Annotated in this window: 17 protein-coding genes, 3 pseudogenes, 1 CRISPR repeat array and 1 other annotated feature; of the genes and pseudogenes, 4 read left to right on the top strand and 16 right to left on the bottom strand. The window is 35.4% G+C overall.

Annotation, left to right across the window (positions count from 1 at the left end; translation table 11 throughout):
• A partial coding sequence (locus BCR22_RS15005; RefSeq protein ID WP_141706552.1) for a transposase occupies nucleotides 1–199 on the top strand: 199 nt, incomplete at its 5' end.
• Between the two features lie 151 nt (nucleotides 200–350).
• Here BCR22_RS15005 and BCR22_RS07595 read toward each other — a convergent pair.
• The 3 genes from BCR22_RS07595 to BCR22_RS07585 form a co-directional block, all read right to left on the bottom strand.
• Nucleotides 351–1,928, bottom strand: coding sequence for a peptide chain release factor 3 (locus BCR22_RS07595; protein ID WP_069654339.1), 1,578 nt, complete (start codon nucleotides 1,926–1,928; stop codon nucleotides 351–353).
• 378 nt (nucleotides 1,929–2,306) lie between these two features.
• Nucleotides 2,307–3,683 carry a hemolysin family protein gene (locus BCR22_RS07590; RefSeq protein ID WP_069641009.1) on the bottom strand — a complete coding sequence of 459 codons (1,377 nt, stop codon included), beginning with the start codon at nucleotides 3,681–3,683 and terminating at the stop codon, nucleotides 2,307–2,309.
• 166 nt (nucleotides 3,684–3,849) lie between these two features.
• A complete protein-coding gene (locus BCR22_RS07585; RefSeq protein WP_069654338.1) occupies nucleotides 3,850–4,986 on the bottom strand; it encodes an AI-2E family transporter in 1,137 nt (378 codons plus the stop codon).
• Between the two features lie 395 nt (nucleotides 4,987–5,381).
• On the opposite strand from BCR22_RS07585, the gene BCR22_RS07580 reads away from it, so the two are divergent.
• Entirely contained in the window at nucleotides 5,382–5,816 is a 435-nt protein-coding gene (locus BCR22_RS07580) for a GNAT family N-acetyltransferase (RefSeq protein ID WP_069654337.1), read from the top strand.
• A 230-nt stretch (nucleotides 5,817–6,046) separates the two neighbouring features.
• Here BCR22_RS07580 and BCR22_RS16095 read toward each other — a convergent pair whose 3' ends face one another.
• From BCR22_RS16095 to recX, 6 genes and pseudogenes are all read right to left on the bottom strand, one after another.
• Nucleotides 6,047–7,921 carry a Cna B-type domain-containing protein gene (locus tag BCR22_RS16095; RefSeq protein ID WP_476729619.1) on the bottom strand — a complete coding sequence of 625 codons (1,875 nt, stop codon included), beginning with the start codon at nucleotides 7,919–7,921 and terminating at the stop codon, nucleotides 6,047–6,049.
• Nucleotides 7,922–8,176 (bottom strand): annotated as a pseudogene (locus BCR22_RS16090) (Cna B-type domain-containing protein); the annotation flags it as partial. It abuts the gene before it with no gap.
• 93 nt (nucleotides 8,177–8,269) lie between these two features.
• A pseudogene (locus tag BCR22_RS16085) lies at nucleotides 8,270–9,478 on the bottom strand (SpaA isopeptide-forming pilin-related protein); the annotation flags it as partial.
• 1,114 nt (nucleotides 9,479–10,592) lie between these two features.
• Nucleotides 10,593–11,126 carry a biofilm phosphatase Bph gene (bph, locus tag BCR22_RS07570; protein ID WP_069654335.1) on the bottom strand — a complete coding sequence of 178 codons (534 nt, stop codon included), beginning with the start codon at nucleotides 11,124–11,126 and terminating at the stop codon, nucleotides 10,593–10,595.
• A 275-nt stretch (nucleotides 11,127–11,401) separates the two neighbouring features.
• A CRISPR array of direct repeats spans nucleotides 11,402–13,655; the repeat unit is 33 nt; unit sequence ATTTCAATCCACTAGCTCTAAACAGAGCTAGAC.
• 164 nt (nucleotides 13,656–13,819) lie between these two features.
• Complete coding sequence (gene mutY, locus BCR22_RS07565; RefSeq protein WP_069654334.1) at nucleotides 13,820–14,995, bottom strand: A/G-specific adenine glycosylase; 1,176 nt, start codon at nucleotides 14,993–14,995, stop codon at nucleotides 13,820–13,822.
• Entirely contained in the window at nucleotides 14,985–15,785 is an 801-nt protein-coding gene (gene recX, locus BCR22_RS07560; RefSeq protein WP_069654333.1) for a recombination regulator RecX, read from the bottom strand. Before recX ends, mutY begins: the two co-directional genes overlap by 11 nt.
• Nucleotides 15,786–15,922: 137 nt before the next feature.
• Between recX and rlmD the strand changes: the two genes are divergently transcribed.
• Together rlmD and BCR22_RS15940 are read left to right on the top strand one after the other, a co-directional pair.
• The gene (gene rlmD, locus BCR22_RS07555; protein WP_069654332.1) at nucleotides 15,923–17,293 is read left to right on the top strand and encodes a 23S rRNA (uracil(1939)-C(5))-methyltransferase RlmD; all 1,371 of its coding nucleotides are present in this window, start codon (nucleotides 15,923–15,925) and stop codon (nucleotides 17,291–17,293) included.
• A 4-nt stretch (nucleotides 17,294–17,297) separates the two neighbouring features.
• Nucleotides 17,298–17,495 (top strand): annotated as a pseudogene (locus BCR22_RS15940) (hypothetical protein).
• A 72-nt stretch (nucleotides 17,496–17,567) separates the two neighbouring features.
• Here the strand turns inward: BCR22_RS15940 and BCR22_RS14995 are convergent.
• The 7 genes from BCR22_RS14995 to rplK all read right to left on the bottom strand — a co-directional run bounded on the left by BCR22_RS14995 (nucleotide 17,568) and on the right by rplK (nucleotide 21,230).
• Complete coding sequence (locus BCR22_RS14995) at nucleotides 17,568–17,768, bottom strand: hypothetical protein (RefSeq protein ID WP_083241778.1); 201 nt, start codon at nucleotides 17,766–17,768, stop codon at nucleotides 17,568–17,570.
• A 99-nt stretch (nucleotides 17,769–17,867) separates the two neighbouring features.
• Nucleotides 17,868–18,029, bottom strand: a complete 162-nt coding sequence (locus tag BCR22_RS15405; protein ID WP_167351515.1) for a hypothetical protein — start codon at nucleotides 18,027–18,029, stop codon at nucleotides 17,868–17,870.
• Between the two features lie 232 nt (nucleotides 18,030–18,261).
• Nucleotides 18,262–18,504, bottom strand: a complete 243-nt coding sequence (locus BCR22_RS07545; RefSeq protein ID WP_010765775.1) for a GlsB/YeaQ/YmgE family stress response membrane protein — start codon at nucleotides 18,502–18,504, stop codon at nucleotides 18,262–18,264.
• Between the two features lie 233 nt (nucleotides 18,505–18,737).
• Nucleotides 18,738–19,103, bottom strand: a complete 366-nt coding sequence (gene rplL / locus BCR22_RS07540) for a 50S ribosomal protein L7/L12 (protein WP_010760579.1) — start codon at nucleotides 19,101–19,103, stop codon at nucleotides 18,738–18,740.
• 60 nt (nucleotides 19,104–19,163) lie between these two features.
• Nucleotides 19,164–19,664: a 50S ribosomal protein L10 gene (rplJ, locus tag BCR22_RS07535; protein ID WP_069654331.1), complete on the bottom strand. Its 501-nt coding sequence runs from the start codon at nucleotides 19,662–19,664 to the stop codon at nucleotides 19,164–19,166.
• Nucleotides 19,665–19,790: 126 nt separating this feature from the next.
• Nucleotides 19,791–19,918, bottom strand: a sequence feature (ribosomal protein L10 leader region).
• An 89-nt stretch (nucleotides 19,919–20,007) separates the two neighbouring features.
• Nucleotides 20,008–20,697 carry a 50S ribosomal protein L1 gene (gene rplA, locus BCR22_RS07530; protein WP_069654330.1) on the bottom strand — a complete coding sequence of 230 codons (690 nt, stop codon included), beginning with the start codon at nucleotides 20,695–20,697 and terminating at the stop codon, nucleotides 20,008–20,010.
• Nucleotides 20,698–20,807: 110 nt separating this feature from the next.
• Nucleotides 20,808–21,230 carry a 50S ribosomal protein L11 gene (gene rplK, locus BCR22_RS07525; RefSeq protein ID WP_025872839.1) on the bottom strand — a complete coding sequence of 141 codons (423 nt, stop codon included), beginning with the start codon at nucleotides 21,228–21,230 and terminating at the stop codon, nucleotides 20,808–20,810.
• Nucleotides 21,231–21,276 lie beyond the last annotated feature (46 nt).

Genomic DNA, 21,276 nt, shown 5'->3' with positions numbered 1-21,276 from the left:
TACTACCTTTAAAAAAGTTCAAACGGGCATTAAAAATGCGTTGAATTTGCCTTATTCCAACGGACCATTAGAATGCTTGAATAACCATATAAAAGTACTAAAGAGAAACGCCTATGGCTTCCGTAACTTCTATAATTTTAAATTGAGAATTACTTTATGCTTTGGCACTGTTCTTTTTCAATCAAATAAAAAAACCTAGAGGAATTTCCCTCTAGGCTTCATTAGTGGTTTAATTCTTTGGATTTCTTCACCAACATTAGTTGACAAAGAGCCACTTTTTTTATAACTTCATTTAATAATCAATAGTTTTAGCAACAACTCAAAACCATTGTCGTTTCCTATTGGTCACCCTACATCAAACTCTTCAATTCAACATCAGGATACTTATCTGCAAACCAACGCATCGCAAATTGATTTTCAAATAAGAATAATGGCTGATCAAAGCGATCTCTTGCCAAAATATTACGACTTGAACTCATACGTTCATCCAAATCAGCTGGATCAATCCAACGTGCGATTTTTGAACCCATTGGTGTCATAATAACTTCTGCATTGTATTCATTCAGCATACGGTGTTGGAATACTTCAAATTGCAATTGCCCAACGGCCCCAATGATATACTCTTCCGTTAAATACGTTTTATATAACTGGATCGCACCTTCTTGAACCAACTGATAAATGCCTTTATGGAATGATTTTTGTTTCATCACATTTTTGGCACTGACTTTCATAAACAACTCTGGTGTAAATGAGGGTAATTCTTCGTACTGAACTTTTAATTTCCCTTCAAATAACGTGTCTCCGATTTGATAATTCCCTGTATCATAGATCCCGATAATATCCCCAGCTACGGCTTCTTCGACATTTTCTCTAGCATCAGCCATAAATTGTGTCACATTACTTAACTTGATTTTTTTACCGGTTCTACCAAGTGTAACGTCCATTCCACGTTCAAAGGTTCCTGAACAGATACGAACAAAAGCAATACGATCTCGATGAGCTGGATTCATATTTGCTTGGATTTTAAACACAAAGCCTGAAAATTCTTCTTCATAAGGACTGACTTCTTGTCCGTCTTCTGTCTTATGTCCATATGGTGATGGTGCAAATTGCAAGAAAGTTTCCAACATTGTTTGGACCCCAAAGTTGGTTAAGGCTGAACCAAAGAAGACTGGTGTTTGGTCACCGCGAGCAATTTTCTCCGTATCAAACTCGTCACCTGCTTCAACTAACAATTCAACTTCTTCTAAAACTTGTTGGTAAACACTATCCTTATGCAATGGCAAATCACTTGGAATGTCACCATCCACTAATGGAATGAAACGTTCGCCATTATTGGTTTCGGGACGGTAAACTTCTACACGCTTATTGTAGATGTCATATAATCCTTCCAACCCTTTTCCCATACCAATCGGCCAATTCATTGGATATGATTCAATATCTAGCAACTCTTCTAATTCTTCAAGTAACTCTAACGGTTCTCGACCATCTCTATCTAATTTATTGATAAACGTAAAAATTGGAATCCCACGTTTTTTTACAACTTGAAATAATTTCTTGGTTTGGGCTTCGATCCCTTTGGCACTATCGATTACCATAACAGCGCTATCCACAGCCATCAAAGTACGGTACGTGTCTTCTGAAAAATCCTCGTGTCCAGGTGTGTCCAAGATATTTACGCGTTTCCCATCATAGTCAAATTGCATCACTGAACTGGTTACAGAAATTCCTCTTTGTTTTTCGATTTCCATCCAGTCAGATTTTGCAAAATTTCCTGTTTTCTTTCCTTTTACAGTTCCAGCTTGGCGGATTGCGCCTCCAAATAGTAAAAGCTGTTCTGTAATCGTTGTTTTACCAGCATCCGGATGGGAAATAATGGCAAACGTGCGGCGGCTATCTACTTGTTCTTTTAAATGCGGATTATTCATTCGTTGCTCCAATCTATCATTTTTTCTTGAAAAGACTTCATTTATTTATCTTGGTTTATTTAAAAGCTATTTACATTGGAAAATTCTCCCTGCTCTTTATTCTTCAACTAATGTAGTATATCATGGAATTACCCTAGTTTTCAAAGTCTTTAACTAAGTTTCTAAAAAAATCGCAGAGACTAAATAAACACGCAACGAATTTAAGTCTCACTCCTAACTAGATGTAATAAGGCCTTAATATTCGCTTTTGATTATTTATCCGTTCATAAAATCATTGAAACGTTCTCTTACGTTAATTTTTCCTACATAACAGTTTACAGTAGTTAAATAAAAGAAGGAACATGAGCAGCTTTCACTACTTCTGTTCCTTCTTTTGGTTTATCTCCTTGGCTCGTCATCTTCCATTTCTTTACGGAAAAAACGACGGTATTCTTCAGGTTCTTCATCAACGATTTCTTCGTCATGGAAAACAACTTTTAATGCTAAAACTCTCGTTCCTTCCATTTCTTCAGAAGTCAGTGTAATGTTGCCAACATCAAATGACAATTTTTCCCCTTCATCAGGAATCGTACCTAAAGCGGTTATCAGATAACCTGCCATTGTATCGACATCACTCATATGCAAATCTGTGCCAAATGCTTCGTTGAATTCATCAATCAGCATTCTACCTTGAACTAAATACTCATGCTCACTGAGCTTATCATACAAGTTCTCTACTTCATCCGTCTCATCATCGATTTCTCCAACAATTTCTTCTAATAAATCTTCTAATGTAGCCAAACCAACGACACCACCATATTCATCCAATAGGATCGCCATCTGATTTTGAGTTCGTTTTAGTTCATATAATAAATCATCAATAAAAATCGTTTCTGGGACAAATAATGGTTCTTGGATAATATTTTTTAATTCAATTTTGTCAAAGCCTAATTTATGGGCTGCTTTTAATAAGTTTTTAGTATGAAGAACACCGATAATTTTATCTTTGTCTTCGTTATAAACTGGGATTCTTGAATAGTTTTCGGATAAAATAGCATTAATATTCTCTTGAATATCGTCTTCAATATTGATCATAAAAGCATCGGTTCGTGGAACCATAACTTCACGAGCAACTTTCGTATCTAAAGAAAAGACACCTTGAAGCATTTCTAATTCATCATTATCTAAAACACCTTCTGATTCCAACATATAACGCATTTCGTCACGTGTCATTTTTGAATCAGCATCATCAAATGTCATTGGTGTAATTTTTGAAAGTAAGTCTGTTGAAGCAGATAACAACCACACAAATGGTCGAGCAATTACGCCTAATACTCGCACGAATCCAGAAGTTGCTTGCGCTACTTCTTCTGACTTGTTCATGGCGATTCGTTTTGGATATAATTCACCAAAAACAATGGAAACATAGGTCAACATAGCTAAAATAATAATATTTGCTATACTTTTTGCAGCAGCTCCGCCACCAAGAACAGGTGCCAATCTTGCTGATAAAGTATCAGCTAAGGATGCTCCAGACAAGATATTAACTAACGTGATACCGACTTGAATCGTTGATAAAAAGCTCGTAGGATCTTGTAGAATCTTTAATAACTTCTTCGCTTTCGCGTCTCCTTCTTCTGCTTTTTGTTCGATACGATTCTTGTTGACTGAAACTACTGCTATCTCCGCTGCAGCAAGAAACGCATTGATCAATGTTAAAACGATCAATAATAAAATTTGCGCGATAAGCGACTGACTCTCGGGGTCAGCATTCATAATGTGCACTCTCTCCTCTTAAAATTATTCGAAAAACGTTGTATTTCGTTTTCCAATTTCATTTAGTAATAAACTGTTTACTAATCCATTTGATAAAAAACGTGACCACTATAAGTAGTCACGCTAAAATCGTATCACAAACATCGATTAATTTCAATAATCGATGTCATTTTTCTTTCATTGTTATCTCATTTCCTTCACCAGACAATACAATTTTTTCACTTTTGCTTTCTCGAATCATTCCCATTACATGAATCACTACGGTTTTTACAATCGCATAAAATGGAACGCCTAAGAAAATGCCCAATAGTCCCGCGATGTTTCCGGCAACTAGTAAAACAATGATGATCGTTAATGGATGGATTTGTAAAGATTTTCCAATTACATTCGGATAAATGATATTCCCATCGATTTGTTGGACAATTAAAACAACAACACAACAAAATACGGCTTTGATCGGTTCATCAAAAACAGTTACAAAAACAGCTGGCGCCAGTCCTAGATAAGGACCAAGATACGGGATCAGATTGGTGAACCCTGCAATTACACCGAATAAAAAAGCATAACGAACGCCAATCAAAGAATAACCAATCGCAGTAAAAGTACCGACGAATAAACATTCGATCGCTTGCCCGCTAATATAATTTGCCAATGTTTTGTTGATTTTGTTTAACAAATCAGCGATGCTTTCTTGGCGTTTTTCAGGTAAAAAACGCTCGATCGATGGTCCTAATCGGTCCCCATCTTTTAACATATAAAATAAAATAAATGGTGCTGTGAAAATAACGATCGTCGTCGAAGCCACTGTGGACACAACTGAACCTAAGCTATTTGATAAGCCGCTTAAAAACTGTTGAATAATCGTTCCATATGATATATCCAATTTCTCTATATAACTTGTTAAATCAACCTCTTTAAATAATGGTAGCTCAGCCATTCGGTAGACCCAAGCCTCTACATTACTGAAAACAGTCGGCATACTTGAAGCTAAACTAGCAAGCTGAGATGCTAACTTAGGAATCACACTGACTAGTATCAACACAATAGCTACTACTAATATCAATAAAACAAGAAGAACTGCAAAAATTCTTTTCATTTTCGTTTTCATTAGTAAATTGACAATTGGATTTAAGATATAATACAAAAATCCTGCTACTAATACTGGTGCAAATAAGGTTGAGAAAAATGTACCGATTGGTGCAAATACAAAATTGATTTTACTCGAGACAAAAATCAACGTTGCAATTACTAGTAATTCTGCTGACCAAAAAAATAATTTTGACTGTCTTAATTTTTCAAACAAAGAAGATCCTCCCTTAACATTAAAAATTGTGCTTTTTTGTTTTATTCATGAAATAATAATTGCTCCTTAATAGATTTTAGCATAACCTTTCCTAAATAACATAGCAATACTTCTTTGTACCTATTTTTATTTAAAGTATTGAATCAAATTTACAGAAGATTATTTTTATGCTCTTCAAAATAATTTTTGGCTTTTCCTAAGTTCCCTTTACCGATTACGTCTTTGATTTTTTATACGATTTCATCTGTAATCCTTGTAAACATGACCTTTCGAATTTTTTATTTATATTGCAAACTGCTTATGCCATTAAAAAAATAACCTTTCATTTTTAGTAATGTTCTACTGTCTGCTTATTTGATGTATAATAAATAAAATAATTATAATTGAGGTGCTATATGAAAATCGTCCACACTAGAGATACTATGAGTGCTATCTATTTAGATGCAGTGAAAATTCGCCGTCACGTTTTTATGTTGGAGCAAGGCGTTCCTGGTGAGATTGAACTCGATAAATATGAAGCAGTTTGTATTCATTTTGTTTTATATGATGATGATAATGAAGCAATTGCAACTTGCCGTTTATTACCCCTTGAACAGAATCTTATAAAATTACAACGAATGGCTGTCAAAAAAGGCTACAGAGGGAAAGATTACGGACGGTTGATCGTAAAAAATGCTGAGCAGTTCTCTAAAGAACAAGGATATAATACTATAACTTTAGGTGCTCAAATAACTGCACTTGGTTTTTACGAACGTATGGGTTATGTCAAAGAAGGGGACATGTTCCTAGATGCGAATATCGAGCATTATCAAATGACTAAATCTTTATAATTATGAAAAATCTTGGGGTCGGTACATCCTTCAGGTATACTTTCAATTCATTGACCAAGGGTAAACTCAATATTTTTCTAACTGAAATTAATACCTATATAAGAAATGACTTAGATTTTTGTATACCTTTTAAATATAAGAAAATCCAGATGCCAATCGAATTGACTGGTATCTGGATTTTCTTTTAGTACGTATGCCCCACGTCAATTGAGTAATTAGACTATCTCATTTTAGTGGCGTTTGTTCCGTAAATATAACCCACTAGCCAACATCAGCACTACAATTCCAAAAAGTATTGACCCTATCGTCGTGACTTCTCCTAATGAAGGTATTATTGTGCCAATCTTCTTCGTCGGTTTAGTTGGTATTTCTTTCTCTGGCGAATCTGGGGTAGGAGGATCAGATTGATACGTATTAGTCAAAAGGATTCCATGCTTGGTCACATCATTCATTGTCGCTGTATACCCTTCTGGAATATCCACTTCTTTGATTGTGTAGTCAATTTCTTTTCCTGCTACTTTTTCATCTAATTCCGTCCAAGAATACTGCCAGTTATTTGCGGAAGAAAGTGTTACAATTTCTCCGTGTTTTTCTCCGTTTGCATATAGCTGAACGCTAATTTTTTCCGGTCTTTTTTTCGCCTGATCATCAGCATCGTCCCAAGCTTTATTTACTGTTACACTTGTTTTCCCAGGAGTATAACGGTTTATTAAATCGATGCCGACAATTTCAGTTGAATACTCAGGCACTTGATTTTCCATTACCGTATAAATAATTTCTTTTCCATTATTATACTTAGGTAAGTTCGTAAACGTGTATTGCCAATTGTTTGCCGCGGTTACGTCTTGCTCATTTACTGGCACCCCATTTGCCAATAAGAGAACTGTAATGGACTCTGGACGTTTACCGTCTTGGTTGTCCTTATCTTCCCATGTTTTTGTGCCTGTCAGCTCAATTGTTTCGGGTACGTGAGAGTTTGTAATGATGACATTGCCAAGATCTTCACTGTTGATTGTTATTCCATATTCTTCATCTATTGAAGTTTCTTTTACAGAATAAATAATATCTTGTCCATTGGCTTTTTCATCTAATTCTGTCCATGTGTGATGCCATAAATTTTTGTCGCTCAAGCTAACAGGCTCTCCCTGTTTCTTCTCATTGGCATACAATTGAACCATAATATTTTCTGGTCGTTTGCCATCTTGATTGTCAGCATCATTCCACGCTTTCGTCACAGTTACACTAGTTTGGCCCGGTGTATAATGATTGATCAAATTGGTGCCGTCGATTTCTACAGAATATTCTGGTACATGATTCTCTGTCACAGTATACTGTATTTCTTTCCCCTCTTTATATTTAGGGAGGTCTGAAAAAGCATATTCCCAATTGTCCGCTTCTGTCACCACTTTTTCGGCTACCTTTTCTCCATCAGCCAGTAAATTTACCGTTACTTCCTTAGGACGAATGCCATCTTGATTATTTTTATCCTCCCAGGTCTTTGTTCCGGTGATCACTATTTTTTCTGGTACGTGCGTATTTTTTATGATGATATTTCCTATGTCGCTTGTATCCACCGCCATATCATAGCCATCAATCACATCTAATTCTTTCACAGAATAAATGATTTCTTTTCCATTTGCTTTTTCATCTAGCTCTGCCCAAGTATGTTGCCATTGATTTGCAGTATTCAATTGAACAGGAGCTCCGAGTGCTTTTCCATCAGCATAAAGTTGAACCATGATACCATTCGGCCGTTTGCCATCTTGGTTATTTGCATCATCCCATGCTTTTGTTACTGTTACACTAGTTTGTCCTGGAGTATAACTATTTTTTATCGAAGTCCCATTGATCTCTGTGGAATAATCTGGCACATGGTCTTCTGTCACTGTATAGTGAATCAATTGTCCCTCTTTATATTTTGGTAAGTTTGTAAATTCGTAGTTCCATTTATTATCTGCAGTTACTGTTTTTTGATCAATTTCTATGCCATCCGCTAATAGATTTACGATTATTTTTTCCGGTCGTTTGCCATCTTGATTATTTTTGTCATCCCACGTTTTTGTGCCTGAAACCTTTGTCGTCTCAGGTGTATGTGTATTCGTTATAACGATTGTACCCTCTTTATCTACCTTTGTAGTTGTTTGGTATCCTGAAACATTAGATATTTCTTTAACCGTATAAGAAACTAATTGTCCATTAGCTTTTTCATCCAAGTCAACCCATTCATACTTCCACTGATTAGAGTCATTTAATATAACAGGATCACCAACAGCTATATTATTACCATACAATTGAACAGTGATACTTTGTGGTCTTTTACCATCCTGATTATTTTGGTCGTCCCAGACTTTGTTTACCGAAATAGCTGTTTTTGTCATTTCTGGTTCGTTTTTAAATGTTCCAACATTTTTGTAAGTAATGGATTGGTTTGGTTCCATTAAATCCTTTGATTCAATGGTAAAATATAAGTTATCTTTTGATTGTTCATATCCTGATGGAGCCTGTATTTCACTAAAATAATAATCACCAGTTGTTAAATTGTCTACTTTGACTTTACCATCTGTACCAGAAGTGATGTTACTTTTTACCTTAGTATAATTCCCAGTGATATTTTTTTTATACAAATCAAAAACTGCTGAGCCCAATCCCTGATTAGTGGTTCCATCAACTTTTTGAAATTCAACTCCTGCTGTTTTCCCGGTAATGGTCCCCTCAGCCACGTTGTACATTTGAGACTCAGATAATTTCCAAACTTTTTCAGAATTATCATTATATACTATGGTAATAGTCGCATCATTTGTAAATTCTGTGTCTTCCAAAACTTCGTTCAATGGTGTCGTATAATATTCCAATTTATATTGTTTAAATTCAGAATTATTGTCTTGTGCAAGTTTTTCATATTTTTGAACAGTTGGTAAAATATCTGTTTTAAATCCAGAATAATATGTATTCAGTGGATCACGCATCAATCCCATTTTTTCTTGACTTACACCACCATATTCCCACGGTAGGGAGGTAAAAAATCCTCCTTCAAAAGCATACGAACCAGCCCACCCTGGTGAAATGTCTCCGAAAGAAACCATTTTTTGATCGTAGGGTGTATCTTCAATATAAATATGTTTAATTTCATCAAAAGAGCTTGCTTTGCCTAATAGCGTATTTCTCCCCAAACCAATATTCCAATTGAACACTGTACTCGTCTCATTCGGACTTTCTGGCAAATTCGCTAAAATAGCATCCCCTTCTTTTTTATTCCAGTTTGTATCTCCCGCGCCTACACCAGAGCCCCCACCAGGAGTTCCTTCATCAGGTTTAGGTACATGGACCACTATTTCTTTATCCGGTAAAACAATTGTATTATCTCCATCTGTTTGGATGTATTTCTCATTTAATACATAACTCAAATTAAATGTTCCAGAAACTTCTGAATGCGTTTCAACATAATTCGTAGTAAACTGCATCTTGATATAATATCCAGCATCTTCGTTCCCTAAAATAGTGACGCGAGCCACTTCATTTCCATCCTTATACAAATTAAATTTAAAATTTTGTACAATTTTAAATTCTTTTGGAATAGAAAATTCTAAAATATCTCCATTTTTATACGTATTATCCGGAATACGCCACTCATAATCTAAGTTATAAATTTCATTTATTTCCATAGTACCATTGTTTCCGATAATGGTACTTGAACTATCGGTGATTTGCGTATTTATCACATACTTGTCTCCATTGTATTCACTCTTAGCAAAAATTGCTGATGTATTAAAGAAATAACACGTAACGGATAATAAGATTGATAGTAAGCTTATTGTAGAAAGTACATATTTTTTTTTACTCATTTTGTGAATCCTCCTCTTTCCTACTATAGTTTTTCGCTAGAATAATTGTAGAAAAGTTAATTTACTCATTTAGTTTTTTATAACAACAGTCTAAAATGATACTTGACAACAATTGTTATTAAAATTCTCAATACTTTAGAGTAAACAAACTTAATGTTTTTTTAAATTAACTAAATATATTTATAATATTAATTTGAGATATTACTTCACATTTTTCATTCCAAGGATTACACATTGGAGCCGTATTTTATAGAAGATTTGCCTGTTAAATTAAGAAGAAAATTTTCTGGAATTATAAGACTTATGTAATTGAAAATAGATATTTTACGAACAAAAGATAGGAAATACTTAATTAAAGCAAACTCTAGCTTGTTAAGAAAGCGACTGAGAATGTCCTTATACGCATCTCTTCAAGTTGATTTTTTCAGAACTTACTATCCTTTTTAAAACAGTTTATCAAATGATCACTACAGCTTATTAAACAGATTTCCCATCCTGAATTTTTAATTGATTTCAAAAAAAAACCTGCTAAATTCATTTTTACTTGAATCTACCAAGAAGTGCTCTTTAATTGAAACATTAGGTTGCATATACACAGATAAAATCGTCTTTATTATCATTTTTTTGAAAAAAGGGATATCTTGATAGTGAAAATTAAAAGAACACTATTCTGGAAAAATCTGAATAAGCTCATTTAGAACGATCGCACAACTTTTTTCGAACTGATAGCTAACGTTTTAAAGAAGAAAAACGTGGTTCATCATATAATTTTAACTAAAAAAACATGCTTGTTTATTTTTGTAATTCCTTTTATTTTAACTAGAGATTCTATTTGTGTACAAGAAAAAACCAGATGATAATCAATTTGACTAACATCTGGTTTTATTTAGGACTTACGTCCCAAGCTCTTTTTTGACTTCACATCTTACAATGGCTATTTTTTTGTTAACTCTTGGTAACGTTGATACCAGATATCTACATAAGCTTCAGAGAATGGACCTTTTCCATTATTAATCCAATCGACTAACGTCTTAACATTTTCTTTTAGAATAAAATCGATATCTTCTGGATAATCCATAATTTTACTGTGAAATTCGTATTCGTCCACATCCAATAAACGTTTTTCACCATCAGGAAAAACTTTGATATCCAGATCATAATCAATGTACTTCAATGCTTCATCATCTAAAAGATACGGTGACGCCAGATTGCAGTAATAAGAAACCCCCTTTTCTCTAATCATCGCTATTATGTTGAACCAGTATTTTTTATGGAAATAAACTATAGCTGGTTCACGAGTAACCCAACGACGCCCGTCAGACTCTGTTACCAATGTATGATCGTTGACACCGATTAAAGAATACTCGCTCGTTTTTAATACCATAGTATCTCGCCATGTTCGATGCAAATGCCCATCGTGTTTGTAACTTTGGATCGTTACAAATTCACCTTCTTTTGGAATTGCCATAGTCCCCCAACTTTCCCTAGTACGAAAAATCGCTTCTAAAAGCTGCTAATTTCTCGTTTGGGTGTTCATTACACCGATATCAACATAATTATATCATAATTTTCAACTTTGCATACTAAGTAGTTTGGTTTCTTACAGTAATGAGAAATATCTTTTAAAATAAACCCTTCGATTTTAGTTTTTGGAGGCTGACATTGGAATAGATTTTAAGAAGGTCTAGCTCTAAACAGAGCTAGACCTTCTGATACGGAACTTCATTTGATCGAGTAACGTTTATTTCAATCCACTAGCTCTATACAGAGCTAGACGTGCAGCCGGTGTACCCAGATATGAGGTTATACCAAATTTCAATCCACTAGCTCTAAACAGAGCTAGACCAGCTCCTAACGTTTGGCCACGAGTTCCCCAGATATTTCAATCCACTAGCTCTAAACAGAGCTAGACTTTCGACTGCCAATTGCATTTGAACCATAACTTTAATTTCAATCCACTAGCTCTAAACAGAGCTAGACATGGATAGGATATATAATTGGTGTAACGAAAGAATTTCAATCCACTAGCTCTAAACAGAGCTAGACATGAAAATGATACGATCACCAGCAAAAATAAAGATTTCAATCCACTAGCTCTAAACAGAGCTAGACATGAAAATGATACGATCACCAGCAAAAATAAAGATTTCAATCCACTAGCTCTAAACAGAGCTAGACATGAAAATGATACGATCACCAGCAAAAATAAAGATTTCAATCCACTAGCTCTAAACAGAGCTAGACATGAAAATGATACGATCACCAGCAAAAATAAAGATTTCAATCCACTAGCTCTAAACAGAGCTAGACAAGAAAAGCGCTGATCCGCACAGTAATTGTGGTATTTCAATCCACTAGCTCTAAACAGAGCTAGACAACAAGACTCCTGCCATTAAGAAAAACAGGAAAGGATTTCAATCCACTAGCTCTAAACAGAGCTAGACAAATAGCCATCTGGATTTAAACCTGCCATTTTTTGATTTCAATCCACTAGCTCTAAACAGGGCTAGACCTAAAATCATCAGCATCTCCCCAAGAAATACTAATTTCAATCCACTAGCTCTAAACAGAGCTAGACAATTCACATGTGTATTTTTGTAAATTTACACATGTATTTCAATCCACTAGCTCTAAACAGAGCTAGACATCAATCAATGTAGTTTTGGCTTTTTACCAACAATTTCAATCCACTAGCTCTAAACAGAGCTAGACCTTCAGACGGACCATTTACCGTGGAGGATTTGCAAATTTCAATCCACTAGCTCTAAACAGAGCTAGACAGTATTGAGATGTAAATAACGGAGGTGATTTTATATTTCAATCCACTAGCTCTAAACAGAGCTAGACAAAATAGTTGTTAAATTTGTTTACTAAACATAGATTTCAATCCACTAGCTCTAAACAGAGCTAGACGCACCAAATATATTTGATGGTTTAGACATTGGCATTTCAATCCACTAGCTCTAAACAGAGCTAGACATCAACCAAGCTAAAGCAACCGCTAAACTAGCGCCATTTCAATCCACTAGCTCTAAACAGAGCTAGACGAGTGATTATAAAGATGTCGACGATCTGCCGATCATTTCAATCCACTAGCTCTAAACAGAGCTAGACCCAATTCTGCAACAGTTCATTGGCAATCTGACAAAATTTCAATCCACTAGCTCTAAACAGAGCTAGACGTTCTTGATTTTTTACGTTGTAAAATTTGCAAACGTATTTCAATCCACTAGCTCTAAACAGAGCTAGACGTTAAACCGTCAACTTTACAATCATTTATAAACGATTTCAATCCACTAGCTCTAAACAGAGCTAGACAGAATATTACATTAAAGGGATATTAACAGGCTTGATTTCAATCCACTAGCTCTAAACAGAGCTAGACATATGCACCAAAAAACACCCGATCAAATATTAAACATTTCAATCCACTAGCTCTAAACAGAGCTAGACGGAAAGCTACGATTTTGATTGTCAAAGTCATTTTATTTCAATCCACTAGCTCTAAACAGAGCTAGACCTTTTCAGCCGTTGGGTCCAATGGTTACGTACGCCATTTCAATCCACTAGCTCTAAACAGAGCTAGACCTCTACATCACAGAATTTACCGAGGATGAGGAAACATTTCAATCCACTAGCTCTAAACAGAGCTAGACACAACAGGTGACGAAAAGCAAGATGAGATCCTGAATATTTCAATCCACTAGCTCTAAACAGAGCTAGACAAGTATGCTTTGAAACACGGCGGCTGCCACATGATATTTCAATCCACTAGCTCTAAACAGAGCTAGACTTTATCGCTGAATGGCGTTATGAGGATGTAGAAATTTCAATCCACTAGCTCTAAACAGAGCTAGACGATATTATACTCTTTCAAAATTTCATCGGTATTTTTTATTTCAATCCACTAGCTCTAAACAGAGCTAGACATGGTAACTTAACAATAGAAAATAACGGGACGTTCATTTCAATCCACTAGCTCTAAACAGAGCTAGACCGTGAAAATAGTTGAAATACATGACATATTTCCACTATTCCATCACTAAACACAGTATAACATTAAATTAAAATGAGAAAAAGTCTATTTCCTAGCTAAAACCAGTAAAATTTTGGTGCGGATCCCCTAGAGATTTTATGTCCACTTGGGGTTCGCACCAAAAATTATTCTGTAGTTCCAAATTCTTCTTTATATAGTTCTACCATTTTTTGTTGTGGTTTTGGAAAAACATAATTTGAAAATTCGTCTTTTGTTGCCCAAGCTTGATTTTCATCAGTAATAGTTTCTCCTGTTTTTCGTCCATAGAAAACTAAAATATGCCATTTTAAATGGCTGAAAATATGTGTTACTTCTCCTAATATTCGTTTTTGCCAAACTACATGAGTGTATTGGTCAAAAATTTCTGGATTTTCTTCCGCAACTAACAGTGATTCCTCAAAATCAAGTGATAATTGCTTTTCTTCTTTCACACCAGTTTTTTTCAGAAATTCAAAACGTTCTTTGCTGACTTCTTCTATCGGAAATAGCCACATATTTGCTAACAGCCCTCTGGTATTACGTTGCTGTAATAAAAATTCCTGCTGTTTATTTTCAATGATGCCACCGATATAGTAAATATCTTTAGGTTTTAACTTTTTAGTTTTGACTGGATAATTCGTCATTGTATTGTTCTTATAACTTAAACAATATGATTGAATCGGACACTCTTCACATTTAGGAGATGTTGGTGTACAAATCGAAGAACCAAGATCCATCATCGCTTGATTAAAGTCTCCAGGACGATGTTGATCGATGATTTTGTACATTGCTGCTTCAAAAACCTTACGACTACTAGGCTTGGCAATGTCATCACTGATTTCAAACAAACGACTGACCACTCGCATTACATTACCGTCGATTGCAGGTTCTGGGATTTGAAAGGCAATACTGCCAATTGCACCTGCAGTGTATGGCCCTATTCCTTTTAACTGACGGATTTCATCAATCGTCTCGGGCATCTGACCGTCAAAGTCTGTCATGATCTGCTGAGCGGCTACTTTTAGGTTTCTGGCTCTTGAATAATACCCTAACCCTTCCCATGCTTTCAATAAACGATCATCTGGTGCTTCGGCTAAATCTTTGATTGTGGGAAACCACTCCATAAAACGATAATAATACTCGATCACTGTATCCACACGCGTTTGTTGCAGCATAATTTCGGAAATCCAAATACGATATGGATCTAAATTGACTCGCCAAGGTAAATTTCGTTTTTCTTTTTCATACCAAGCAATAAATTCCTCTTGGAATGAATAAAGTTCTTCATCACTCCATGTTTCCCAATTTTTTTCATTCTTCATTCTCTAATTCCTTTTCATCAAAATATTGCTGAATTAAATCTGAGTCAAAACGTTTTTGGAAAAGCCCTTGTTTGACTTTCATTAGGCGTTTATAGGCATCCAATTTACGGTGTTTCTCCCATAATTTATCGCCTTCTTTTCTGATTACATCTAATTCTTGATCTTCATCCTTTTCGAATGAGAGTTCTTCCAAAGCCAAATCGATCACTTCTCGATTAAATCCCTTCTGCATCAAATGCATTTGAACTTTTTGCAAGGCATCTTTGAAACTCTTTGTCCGATAACGTCTCATTGCCTTTTCAGCTGTTGCTTTTGCTACTTCTACTTGTTCATCCATAGTATAAAAAGTTAACCCATGTTGAATGTCTTCGTCATTCAAGCCTTTTCTTTTTAGTTGTTGTTCAATCATTTTGGGTCCTCTATCACTCGTGCGCATCAGCGTACGGACGTAACTTTCACTAAATATTTTATCATCTAGAAGGTTCATTTCTTCTAATCGAATGACGATTTTTTTTCGATCTTCTGTCAAAATTTCTTTGTCTTTCAAATAATCTAAAATTTCTTTTTTTGAGCGCAACTGATAACTTAAATAATTTAAGGACAGTTGTAAGCCTACATCATAAGATCCTGCTTTTTTTATTTTCTCGACCATTTCTTCAGACAATTCTTGTCCTTTTAACAACCGTTGTCGGACTAACGTATCCTCAGATACACGTAATTTTTCTCCTGAAGATAGCCAGATAAGATAAAATTGACCTTTGTCTTTTGTAATTTTTGTGATTGTTTCCATCTTTCTCCGCCTTTCTAGTGAGAACATATATTCTACTATAACATATATTTGACAGAAGCTAAACTAGGTAAAATGTGCTAAAATAATAATTATCGCTATATTTGATTAAGAGATCTACGGATCAAAAGGATGGAACTATGACCACACAACTATTAAAAGAAGGACAAACGATTCCTTTAAAAATAAAACGTTTAGGTATCAACGGTGAAGGCATTGGCTACTACAAAAAAACAATTGTTTTCGTTCCAGGTGCATTACCGAAAGAAGATGTTTCTGTCGAAGTTACAAAAATAGCTCCTCGTTTTGTTGAAGGACAATTAAAAAAAATCGTAAAACCAGCACCTGAACGTGTCGTACCGCCTTGTCCTGTTTATGAAGCCTGCGGTGGCTGCCAATTGCAACATTTAGCTTATCCAGCACAATTACTTTTTAAAAAAGATTTATTAAAACAGTCCCTAAATAAGTTTAGACCCAGAAACTATGAGAATTATCAGCTATCCAAAACAATCGGTATGAAAAATCCTTGGAATTATCGTAATAAAGCGCAATTTCAATTAAGGAAAATCGATGGAGAAATTGAGGCTGGCCTTTATCAAGCGGATTCTCATCGCTTAGTTCCTATCACCGATTGTCTCGTTCAACAACCAGCCACAACGAAGGTAATGAATGCTTTAGTAGAGTTACTGAACAAATATCAATTACCAATCTACAACGAACGTAAAAATAGTGGTATCTTCCGAACTTTAATGGTTCGTGTCGGGGTCAAAACAAATGAAGTCCAAGTTGTTTTTATTACGCAATCCGTAAAATTTCCACAGAAAAAAGCCTTGATTGAAGAAATCACGCAACATCTTCCAGAGGTTGTTTCCATTATGCAAAATGTGCAAAATAAACGGACTTCGATTGTTATGGGTGATGAAACGATCCATGTCTGGGGGAAAGAAAGTATTGAGGAACAAATCAATGAAGTAACATTTGATCTATCACCTCGAGCTTTCTTTCAACTAAATCCAGAACAAACGGAAGTTTTATATAGTGAAGCCTTGAAAGCACTCGACTTACAGACGAATGAAACCGTTGTGGATGCTTATTGCGGTGTCGGAACTATCGGTTTAAGTATTGCTAAACAAGCGAAAGAAGTTCGAGGAATGGATATTATTCCTGCCGCGATCGAAGATGCTAAAATGAATGCTAAACGTCTAGGGGTTACAAATACCCATTACGAAGTAGGTACTGCTGAAGAATTACTTCCCAAATGGCTTCAGAGTGGTTTTAAACCCGATGCAATCATCGTTGACCCACCTAGAACCGGTTTGGATCAAAAACTGCTGAGAGCCATTTTAAAGCAACCTCCTAAAAAGATGGTCTATATTTCTTGTAATGTGTCAACGCTGGCAAAAGATTTAGTTGATCTGGCTAAAGTCTTTGATGTGAAGTATCTACAATCTGTAGATATGTTTCCACAAACGGCGCGATGTGAAGTTGTCGTGAAATTGACTAAAAGATAGGCAAATAGAGAAGAGGTTGGGGCAGAAGTGTTTAACTCCGAGAAATAAGAAGGAATTTACGAAAATTGTTCTTCAAATTTTTGTGACCAAGTAGGTACTGTGCAACATCAACTTGTTCCTTGTTGTGTTTTACAGCAATTTCGGCTTATTTCCGAAGGAGTTGCTTCTGCGCCCACCGTTTATTCGGTTGCTAAGAGCCTGAAACATACCCTTTTTAGTTATGTACCAGGCTCTTCTTTCATTTAAATGGATAAAATACTGATAAAAATAGTGATTATTTATCCTTTTCCTTCAAGGCTTCCACCTTTACTCTTTGCATAAAATCATCTACCACTTGCTGATTCTTTTTAGTGCTATTAAATTTCATAAACAATTTCCCTAAAAAATTAATCCCTTTATTTTGTCCACTATAAATCAACTTCGTTTTATTCTCTGAAATCTTGATCAATGTAATTGCCGATTCTACTGCAATCATTTTTGCTAAAGTAAAACCAGTTTTATTGTGCTTTTTAGATGGCGTGTCTTCATGTTCTAAGTCCGTTACGATATACGTTTCGGTACGTTTGCCTTCACGTTACACTTGTCGATAGGTGCTTCCAATAATTTCTTCCTTTTTTTCTAAAATCGTTGTTTCTACTATTTGTGGCATAATCAAATGCATCTGATCTAAATCAAATAAATGCCAATTTTTTTCAATATTAGAAGGAATAAGTAACTCCTCATACCATGTAATCATTCTTTCATTCTATACTTTTCGATTGCTGATGAACTTTCTAATCTTAGCAAAAAATACATGCTGATACAATTAGATAAGCAAAAATACTTATTTTATGTCAGAAATATTGGATTGGCCATATCATTTTTTGATTTAATTCTTTTACATAAAATAGTATGTGAAGTCAAAAATTTTAGACCATAAGAAAAACCACTATAAATTTCTCTATAGTAGTTTTTCTTATGGTCTACATTTAATTTTTACCTACAAAGAACGATACAACTGCAACTAAAATCACAGCACCAATAATTGAAGGAAATAGTGCCATACCGGCAACTTGAGGTCCCCAACTTCCTAGAAGTGATTGACCGATCGATGAGCCTACAAGACCTGCAATAATATTAAAGATCCAGCCCATTGATTTTCCTTTGCTAGTGATTGCTCCAGCAATTGCTCCGATAACGCCACCTACGATTAAAACCCATAACCAATGCATAATATGACCTCCTTAAAATAAATAGAATAAATGTAATAATTATTACTTAATAATGCTAACAGATTATTTAATTTCATGCGAAAGAAATGCATTTTAAATTGGGTTTATATCATCTTTTTATCACTTTCATCTCATATCATTCGTTATTTGAATCGTATCAAAAAATTCAATTTGGGTAAACAAAAAAGCTAAAATCCAAATGGATTCTAGCTTGAAATCTAATCTTGAAAAGATTATTTTACTGTGATTGAAGCGCCAACTTCTTCTAAAGCAGCTTTTAAAGCTTCTGCTTCATCTTTAGAAACGCCTTCTTTGATTGGTGCAGGAGCGCCATCAACTACTGCTTTAGCTTCTTTCAAGCCAAGACCAGTTGCTTCACGAACTGCTTTGATAACTTTAACTTTTTGATCGCCTGCAGAAGTTAATTCTACAGTGAATTCAGTTTGTTCTTCGCCAGCTGCTGCTGGTCCTGCTGCTGCTGCTACAGGAGCTGCTGCAGATACGTCAAATTTTTCTTCAATAGCTTTTACTAAGTCGTTTAATTCTAAAATAGTTGCGCCTTCTAATTCTGCAACAATGTTTTCAATGTTCAATGCCATTATGGTTTCCTCCGTTTTAATAATTCATTATTTTTTATTTAGTGTGTCACTAGGCTGCAATTATGCAACTTCTTCTTCTTTTTCTGCCACTGCTTTGACGGCGTAAGCCACTTGTCTGACTGGCGCTTGTAATACAGATAATAGCATAGAAAGTAGTCCATCGCGACTTGGAAGTTTTGCTAAAGATGTCATTTCTTCTACTGAAGATACTTTACCTTCAATAACGCCACCTTTGATTTCCAATGCTTTGGCAGTACTTGCAAATTCGTCGATGATTTTAGCAGGTGCTACTACATCGTCGTTACTGAAAGCGACTGCTGTAGGTCCTGTAAATACTTCGTCCAAGCCTTCTAGTCCAGCTTTTTTAGCTGCACGTGAAAGGATAGAATTTTTGATAACTTTCATTTCGACATTTGCATCACGCAATTGTTTACGTAAGTTCGTCACTTCTTCTACAGTCAAACCACGGTAGTCAACGATGACTACAGAAGCTGCTTCTTGAAACTTAGCTGTTGCTTCTTCGACTAGGGTTTCTTTTTTAGCGATTGCTGCTTCACTCATTTATTTTCACCTCCTGATAATTGATGGTGGAGTTTGGTTTACCATATGTTAGTTAAAAGCTTCTAAAGAAACTTCGCTCACTTTGTTCGCCAAGTATTGTTTTACATCGTCTTTTTTTCAAAAGTCGTGTAAAACAACAAAACTCCATGCCACCGTTGACATAGAGGGACGTAATTGTATGTATCAACAATTGTCCTCGGTAGGAAATTAAGACTTGCGTCACCTACTGTCTTCGGTACAGTTAATTATTAACCTCAACTACCTTACCATGGGAAAGGTAGTTGAGTCAATAATTTTTTTACTTATTTTCTATTAGTATGAGCAATTTGAGCTACTTTTCTAATTAAAATGAAGCTTGGTCAACATGGATTCCAGGTCCAAATGTAGTTGTTACTGAAATGTTTTTGATATATTGACCTTTTGCAGCTGATGGTTTAGCTTTCAACAATACATCGTTGATTGTATTGAAGTTTTCTAATAATTTTTCATTATCAAATGAAACTTTACCAATTGGTACATGGATGTTTCCAGCTTTATCAACACGGTATGTTACTTTACCAGCTTTTACTTCGTTAACAGCTTTTGTTACGTCCATTGTTACAGTACCAGTTTTAGGGTTAGGCATAAGACCTTTAGGACCTAAGACACGACCTAATTTACCAACTTCAGCCATCATGTCTGGAGTTGCTACAACTACGTCAAATCCAAACCATCCACCTTGGATTTTTTGAACCATATCAGCGTCACCTACGTAATCAGCACCAGCTGCTTCAGCTTCTTTGGCTTTATCGCCTTTAGCGAAAACTAAAACGCTTTGTGTTTTACCAGTTCCGTTTGGTAATACTACTGCACCACGGATTTGTTGGTCTGCTTTTTTAGGATCTACATTTAAACGATAAGCAACTTCAACAGTTGCGTCGAATTTTGCAATATTTGTTTCTTTAGCCAAAGCGATTGCTTCTGCTACTGGGTAAACTTTTGTTGCTTCAACTTTTTTTAATGCATCTTGCATTTTTTTGCTTTTTTTAGCCATTTTGTTTCCTCCTTGATTGTGGTTATAACGGTCGAACCTCCCACGTAATTCATATCTTTGAATATGAAATAAACTGAGAAGCTACTTCTTTGGGTTCCTTAGAATAAAAATTATCCTACAGTGATTCCCATGCTTCTTGCAGTTCCTTCAACCATGCGCATAGCCGCTTCAACGTCTGCTGCGTTTAGGTCTGCCATTTTAAGTTCAGCGATTTCTTTTACTTGATCTTTCGTAACATTCGCTACTTTATTTTTGTTTGGCTCACCAGAACCTTTTTCGATTTTTGCAGCTTTTTTCAATAATACTGCAGCTGGTGGTGTTTTTGTAATAAATGTAAATGAACGATCTTCATATACAGAAATTACTACTGGAATAATCAAACCAGCTTGATCAGCTGTGCGAGCGTTGAATTCTTTCGTGAATCCCATAATGTTGATACCCGCTTGACCTAATGCTGGACCTACTGGCGGAGCTGGTGTTGCTTTACCTGCAGGAATTTGCAATTTAACTAATTTTTCTACTTTTTTTGCCACGAGACATACCTCCTTGGGTCCGTGATGTGGTTAATTGGAGATGAAG

It is taken from the genome of Enterococcus plantarum (genome assembly GCF_001730295.1).
GTDB lineage: Bacteria > Bacillota > Bacilli > Lactobacillales > Enterococcaceae > Enterococcus_L > Enterococcus_L plantarum.
The sequence above is the reverse complement of the archived record's forward strand: the minus strand, read 5'-3'. Positions and strand labels throughout refer to the sequence as shown.

Excerpts from the sequence above, each read along its gene's own strand:
- BCR22_RS14995 (WP_083241778.1), bottom strand. The coding sequence starts at position 17,768 with ATGATTGCAGTAGAATCGGCAATTACATTGATCAAGATTTCAGAGAAT.
- recX (WP_069654333.1), bottom strand. The coding sequence starts at position 15,785 with ATGGAAACAATCACAAAAATTACAAAAGACAAAGGTCAATTTTATCTT.
- BCR22_RS07595 (WP_069654339.1), bottom strand. The coding sequence starts at position 1,928 with ATGAATAATCCGCATTTAAAAGAACAAGTAGATAGCCGCCGCACGTTT.
- BCR22_RS07545 (WP_010765775.1), bottom strand. The coding sequence starts at position 18,504 with ATGCATTGGTTATGGGTTTTAATCGTAGGTGGCGTTATCGGAGCAATT.
- rlmD (WP_069654332.1), top strand. The coding sequence starts at position 15,923 with ATGACCACACAACTATTAAAAGAAGGACAAACGATTCCTTTAAAAATA.
- rplL (WP_010760579.1), bottom strand. The coding sequence starts at position 19,103 with ATGGCATTGAACATTGAAAACATTGTTGCAGAATTAGAAGGCGCAACT.
- BCR22_RS07580 (WP_069654337.1), top strand. The coding sequence starts at position 5,382 with ATGAAAATCGTCCACACTAGAGATACTATGAGTGCTATCTATTTAGAT.
- BCR22_RS15405 (WP_167351515.1), bottom strand. The coding sequence starts at position 18,029 with ATGATTACATGGTATGAGGAGTTACTTATTCCTTCTAATATTGAAAAA.
- BCR22_RS07590 (WP_069641009.1), bottom strand. The coding sequence starts at position 3,683 with ATGAATGCTGACCCCGAGAGTCAGTCGCTTATCGCGCAAATTTTATTA.
- rplJ (WP_069654331.1), bottom strand. The coding sequence starts at position 19,664 with ATGAGTGAAGCAGCAATCGCTAAAAAAGAAACCCTAGTCGAAGAAGCA.
- mutY (WP_069654334.1), bottom strand. The coding sequence starts at position 14,995 with ATGAAGAATGAAAAAAATTGGGAAACATGGAGTGATGAAGAACTTTAT.
- rplA (WP_069654330.1), bottom strand. The coding sequence starts at position 20,697 with ATGGCTAAAAAAAGCAAAAAAATGCAAGATGCATTAAAAAAAGTTGAA.
- bph (WP_069654335.1), bottom strand. The coding sequence starts at position 11,126 with ATGGCAATTCCAAAAGAAGGTGAATTTGTAACGATCCAAAGTTACAAA.